Source organism: Stappia sp. (assembly GCF_048261845.1).
GTDB lineage: Bacteria > Pseudomonadota > Alphaproteobacteria > Rhizobiales > Stappiaceae > Stappia.
In genome coordinates, this window is sequence record NZ_JBLXFR010000044.1 from 25,496 (window position 1) to 31,553 (window position 6,058).

Genomic DNA, 6,058 nt, shown 5'->3' on the forward strand with positions numbered 1-6,058 from the left:
TTGCGCTGCGGCGCTGCCTTGCGGACATTGGGCGCCCGGCGGGGTATACCCTGCGGGCAGGGGACATTCCGCCGTGCGAGGACCCGCGGATCGCTTGGGCCTCGACCGAGTTCCGGCTCGGCCGGTCAGCGGCCACAGGTTTCCGGGTGTTGCTCGAACGGACGGACAAATGACGGACAGGGCATGATAGGTCTCGTACTCGTCACGCACGGACGGTTGGCGGAAGAATTCAAATCGGCGCTGGAACATGTGGTCGGGCCGCAGGAGCGGATCGGCACGATCTGCATCGGCCCGGACGACGACATGGAGCAGCGCCGTCAGGACATCCTTGCCGCTGTCGAGGATGTCAATGACGGGTCGGGTGTCGTGCTGCTGACGGACATGTTCGGGGGAACGCCGTCAAACCTTGCGATTTCCGTCATGGACGGAACCAATATCGAGGTGATCGCAGGGGTGAACCTCCCCATGCTGATCAAGCTGGCAAGCGTGCGCGGTGAAAGCGCGATTGCCGATGCCGTCGACGAGGCACGCAAGGCTGGCCAGAAGTACATCTCCGTTGCGAGCCAGGTGCTCTCCGGCCAAGGATAAAGATGAGCCAGATCGACGTAACCGGCCTTACCCGTGACCTGCGCATTGTCAATCGTCGAGGTCTCCACGCCCGCGCTTCCGCCAAGCTCGTGAAGCTCGTCGAGACCTTTGATGCGGATGTGGTCGTGATGAAGGACGGGCAGTCGGTCGGAGGAACGTCGATCATGGGCCTGATGATGCTCGCGGCAAGTCCCGGCTGCTCGATCCGCGTCAGCACCACCGGTGTCGAGGCGGAGGCGGCCCTCGCCGCGATCGCCGAACTCGTCGAGAACGGCTTCGGCGAGACAGACTGACGTCGCCGCGTCGTCCTTATCCGAACCCTCGTCATCAAGGGATAGACGCCCCGCGCGACTTGATGCCGTGCCCGCGGGCACGGTCTCGAAGATCCCCAAGCACCGACCGGAAGCACGCGGCCCGTACTGTCGCCGGAAGCGGGTTTGCGGGAACACCGTTTCCCGTTCTCTCGCTCTGGCCGATCAGGTGCGCCCGGATGACACCCCGAAAGATCCTCCCGTTCCGCTTCGGCCGCCTTGTACCGACACTTCCGGCTCGCGACATGGCTGCGCCGGCTTCCCATAGGACATAAAGAAATCTTTATATCCTTATTGCTTTGTATCGCTGCCCGGCCTATAAACCGGTCATGATGCTGGCGCAGGGTGCCGGACACGCAACCTTGCCTGCGTCAAGGCTGTTCAAGTCTGGCGTCGAGCGCGGACATGGCGGCGCGGCGCGGTATTAGCGGTGCGCGCCTGCAAGCCGAGTAACGAATTCCAACCGAAGTGAGCGGACCATATCGATGAGCACGGCAACAGATTACTACGTCAAGGATATTTCTCTGGCCGATTATGGTCGCAAGGAGATCGATATCGCCGAAACCGAGATGCCGGGCCTGATGGCCTGCCGCGAGGAGTTCGGTGAAAAGAAGCCGCTGAAAGGCGCGCGCATCGCCGGTTCCCTGCACATGACCATCCAGACGGCCGTGCTCATCGAGACGCTGGTTGCCCTTGGCGCCGATGTGCGCTGGGCGTCCTGCAACATCTTCTCCACCCAGGATCATGCCGCGTCCGCCATCGCCGCGGCCGGCATTCCGGTCTTTGCCGAGAAGGGCGAGACCCTGGAGGAGTACTGGGACTATTGCGACCGCATCTTCTTCTTCCCGGAAGGCACGGCCAACATGATCCTCGATGATGGCGGCGATGCCACCATGTACATCCTGCTCGGTGCTCGCGCCGAGGCCGGAGAGGACGTGCTTTCCAAGCCGGGTTCCGAGGAGGAGACTGTCCTCTTCGCGCAGATCCGCAAGCGCATGGCGGCGAGCCCGGGCTGGTTCACCAAGCAGCGCGATGCGATCCGTGGCGTCTCCGAGGAGACGACGACGGGTGTCAACCGCCTCTACCAGCTCAAGGCGAAGGGCCTGCTTCCCTTCCCGGCGATCAATGTCAACGACAGCGTCACCAAGTCGAAGTTCGACAACAAGTACGGCTGCAAGGAAAGCCTGGTCGACGGCATCCGCCGTGGCACGGACGTCATGATGGCCGGCAAGACCGCCGTCGTTTGCGGCTATGGCGATGTCGGCAAGGGCTCTGCGGCTTCGCTGCGCGGCGCCGGTGCGCGCGTCAAGGTCACCGAGGTTGATCCGATCTGCGCGCTGCAGGCGGCGATGGACGGTTTCGAGGTCGTGACGCTTGAGAAGGCCGCTCCCACCGCCGACATCGTCATCACCACGACGGGCAACAAGGACGTCGTGACCGTCGATCACATGCGCTCGCTCAAGGACATGGCGATCGTTGGCAACATCGGTCACTTCGACAATGAGATCCAGGTCGAGGCCCTGCGCAACTTCAAGTGGACGAACATCAAGCCCCAGGTGGACATGATCGAGTTCCCGAACGGCAATCGCATGATCCTGCTGTCGGAAGGTCGTCTGCTCAACCTCGGCAACGCCACCGGCCATCCGAGCTTTGTGATGTCTGCGAGCTTCACCAATCAGGTGCTCGCCCAGATCGAGCTGTGGACACGTCCGGACCACTACGAGAAGGATGTCTACGTCCTTCCGAAGCATCTCGACGAGCGCGTTGCCCGTCTGCACCTCGCCAAGCTGGGCGTTGAGCTGACCGAGCTGAGCTCTGAACAGGCCGCCTATATCGGTGTCGAGACGACGGGCCCCTACAAGCCCGAGCACTACCGTTATTAATCCTGCCCGGACCATGTGCGTGGCATCGCCGCGCGCATGATCCGATGGCATGAAGAGACTGCCGGACGGGGGCTGTGGATGACACGGCCCCCGTTTACTTTTCGGTAACGTACGCTTCTTCGCGATTCGCGTTTGGGTTATGGTCTTTGCGAATCACGCGGTTCGTGAGGCAGAACTGTGATGAGGGGCCGTCGGGCCGGGGCGATGTTGCGTGCCCGTTCCGGCTGCCCGGGTGCCGGGAGCGTCAGGCTCAAGGCGCCAGGTCCCTTGTCGGACCCCAAGCGGCGTAGAGGATCGAACGGATGCCGGCGGACGGCCTGGAACATGCGCGCGTAGATGCCGCATGGCGAGACAAGAGTCACAAGGCGCTGTTGCGCGTGTCGACCGCGCCAATCGCCTGGTTGTCGCTGGCAGGGGGCGCACTGGCCCAGGATGCCGGTGCCGTCATCTCGGCGCTCTCCACCAATCCCTTTACGGCTGAGAAGGTTGTCTGGATGGCAGCGGTCGGCGGTGCCGTCACGTTCGCTGTCACGGCTGCGGTCACACTTATCCGCAACATGCGGGCCAGTTCCGGAACGCTGACCAGTGCGCGGGAAAGGAATGCCCGTCTGGCCGCCCGGCTCGACCGTCTGGAGAGCCTTGTTGCATCCGATGACCAGCGCATCGTCGTCTGGCAACCTGGAGAGAGCGATCCCTTCGTCGCCGGAATGCTTGACGAGGCATCAGGTGTGCCGCGTTCGCCGTCTCGCCTTCTCGCCTTCGGAACCTGGCTCGAGGCCCGTTCCGCAACCACGCTCGAACATGCCGTGGAGCGCCTGCGCCAGCAGGGTGAGGCCTTTCAGGTGACCTTGCCCACTCTTGCAGGCGGCATGGTCGAGATTCGCGGGCGGGTCGCAGCGAGCGCGCCCGTGCTGCGGCTGCGCGATCTGACCGGCGAACAGAAATCGCAGGCATTGCTCGCCGCGCGCACGGAAGCGCTGCTCGGCGAACTGGATACGATGCGCGCATTGCTCGACGGATTGCCGGCGCCGGCCTGGCTGCGCGACGAGACAGGAGCCCTTGTCTGGGTCAATGCGGCCTATGCGCGTGCGGTGGAGAGCGAAAGCGGAGATGCGGCAATCGCCGCAAGGGCCGAGTTCCTCGACGCCAAGGGGCGTGGCCAGATGGAGCGGGGCCGCGACGAGGCGGGCCAGTCGCGGGCGCGCCTGCCGGCGGTGGCGGCCGGTGCGCGGCGCATTTTCGACGTGACGCAGATTTCCGTCGACAGCGGATCGGGAGGCATCGCAATCGATGTCAGCGAACTGGAAAACGTTCGCCAGGAGCTCGGCCGCACCATCGATTTCCATGCCCGTACGCTGGATCAGCTTGCCACGGCCGTTGCCATCTTCAGCGCGGACCGGCGGCTGCAGTTCTACAACGCCGCCTTCCGCGGCCTGTGGGATCTCGACACCGGCTTTCTGGAGGGCAACCCCACCGACGGCGCCCTTCTGGATGCCTTGCGCGCGGCGCGCAAGCTGCCCGAGCAGGCCGATTATCGCGGCTGGCGCAACAAGCTGCTGGAAACCTACACCTCGCTCGATGCGCGGGAGTTCTGGTGGCACCTGCCCGACGGTCGAACCCTTCGCGTCATCGCCAATCCGCACCCGCAGGGCGGCGTCACCTATATCTACGAGAACGTCACCGAGCGGCTCGATCTGGAAAGCCGCTACAACTCGCTGATCCGCGTTCAGGGCGAAACGCTCGACAATCTGTCCGAGGCGGTTGCCGTGTTCGGCTCGGACGGGCGACTGCGCTTGTGGAACCCCGCCTTCGAGAGCATGTGGGGTCTCACCGACGACCGTCTCGGGGACAGTCCGCATATCACCCGCATCGTCGACCGGGAGATGCTGGAGCCCGACGAGGCCACCACCTGGCAACAGCTTGTCACGGCGGTTACCAGCCTTGCCGACAATCGCGAGCCGGTGGCCGGGCGCATGGAGCGCGACAGCGGCGAGGCAATCGATTATGCGACGGTCCCGCTGCCGGATGGCGGAACCCTGGTGACCTTCGTCAATGTCACGGACTCGGTGAATGTCGAGCGCGCCCTCCTCGACAAGAACGAGGCGCTGGAGCAGGCCGACCAGCTGAAGAACGCGTTCATCCAGCACGTCTCCTACGAGTTGCGCTCGCCGCTGACCAACATTATCGGTTTTGCCCAGCTCCTGTCGGACCCGAAATTCGGCCCGCTGACGGCGAAGCAGGGCGAGTATGTGGACTATATCCTGTCCTCCTCCTCGGCCTTGCTCGCCATCATCAACGACATTCTCGACCTTGCCACGATCGACGCCGGCATCATGGAACTTGATGTCTCTTCCGTCGACGTCGCCAAGACCGTGCAGGCAGCCGTCGAGGGGCTGAAGGACCGCCTTTCGGATTCCGGCATCGCCCTGCAGCTCACGGTCGCCGACGACGTCGGTGTCATACAGGCGGACGAGCGGCGACTGCGGCAGGTTCTGTTCAACCTCATTTCCAACGCCCTGCGCTTTTCTGACGTTGGCGGCGCCATAGATGTCGGCTGCCTGCGCACCGGTGATGGCATCGAGTTTCATGTTCGCGACCATGGCTGCGGCATACCGGAAGACATGCTGGACCAGGTCTTTGCGCGGTTCGTGGGGCGCGATTCCGGATCGCGCCGGCGTGGCGCCGGTCTTGGCCTGTCGATCGTCAAGAGCTTCGTGGAGCTGCATGGCGGCACTGTCTCGATCGAGTCGGAGGAGGGGGTCGGCACGTATGTCGTCTGCCGATTTCCCGGCGCTCCCGGTGCCCTCGAACACGCCGCCGAATAGCTGATCCCGCGATGCGAGACCAGGACGACCCGGCCGGGCCGGAACACGCCCCCCAAGACAGGCCGATCACGGTGGAGCTCGCGGACGAGGCTGCAACCGGGCGCCTGGCAGAAGATATCGCGATTGTGCTGGGGCCCGGCGACTGTCTCTGCCTGGTTGGCGGCCTCGGCGCGGGCAAGTCGACCTTCGCCCGCGCGCTCCTGCGTGCCCTGGCCGATGACGACACGCTCGAGGTGCCAAGCCCCACATTCACCCTTGTGCAGTCCTATGAGCTTCCCAGGTTTCCCGTAGCCCATCTCGATCTCTATCGGCTCGAGGACGAAGAGGAATTCGACGAGCTCGGTCTTGGTGAGACGCTTGAAACAGGCGCCGCCCTGGTGGAGTGGCCCGAGCGCGCTGCGTCCCGGCTGCCCGCAGCCCGGCTGATCGTGAGATTCGAGGAGGGGGAAAC

At 64.2% G+C, this 6,058-nt stretch carries 5 protein-coding genes; all 5 read left to right on the plus strand.

What is annotated here, in order from left to right:
• The first annotated feature begins 183 nt into the window (after window positions 1-183).
• Window positions 184-588 carry a PTS sugar transporter subunit IIA gene (locus ACN0T5_RS16000; protein ID WP_417769608.1) on the plus strand — a complete coding sequence of 135 codons (405 nt, stop codon included), beginning with the start codon at window positions 184-186 and terminating at the stop codon, window positions 586-588.
• A gap of 2 nt (window positions 589-590) precedes the next feature.
• Window positions 591-881 (plus strand): HPr family phosphocarrier protein, encoded by a 291-nt coding sequence (locus ACN0T5_RS16005; protein WP_417769609.1) that lies wholly within the window; start codon window positions 591-593, stop codon window positions 879-881.
• Window positions 882-1,384: 503 nt separating this feature from the next.
• Complete coding sequence (ahcY, locus tag ACN0T5_RS16010; RefSeq protein ID WP_417769610.1) at window positions 1,385-2,782, plus strand: adenosylhomocysteinase; 1,398 nt, start codon at window positions 1,385-1,387, stop codon at window positions 2,780-2,782.
• A 377-nt stretch (window positions 2,783-3,159) separates the two neighbouring features.
• Window positions 3,160-5,607 carry an ATP-binding protein gene (locus ACN0T5_RS16015; RefSeq protein WP_417769611.1) on the plus strand — a complete coding sequence of 816 codons (2,448 nt, stop codon included), beginning with the start codon at window positions 3,160-3,162 and terminating at the stop codon, window positions 5,605-5,607.
• An 11-nt stretch (window positions 5,608-5,618) separates the two neighbouring features.
• A partial coding sequence (gene tsaE / locus ACN0T5_RS16020; RefSeq protein ID WP_417769612.1) for a tRNA (adenosine(37)-N6)-threonylcarbamoyltransferase complex ATPase subunit type 1 TsaE occupies window positions 5,619-6,058 on the plus strand: 440 nt, incomplete at its 3' end.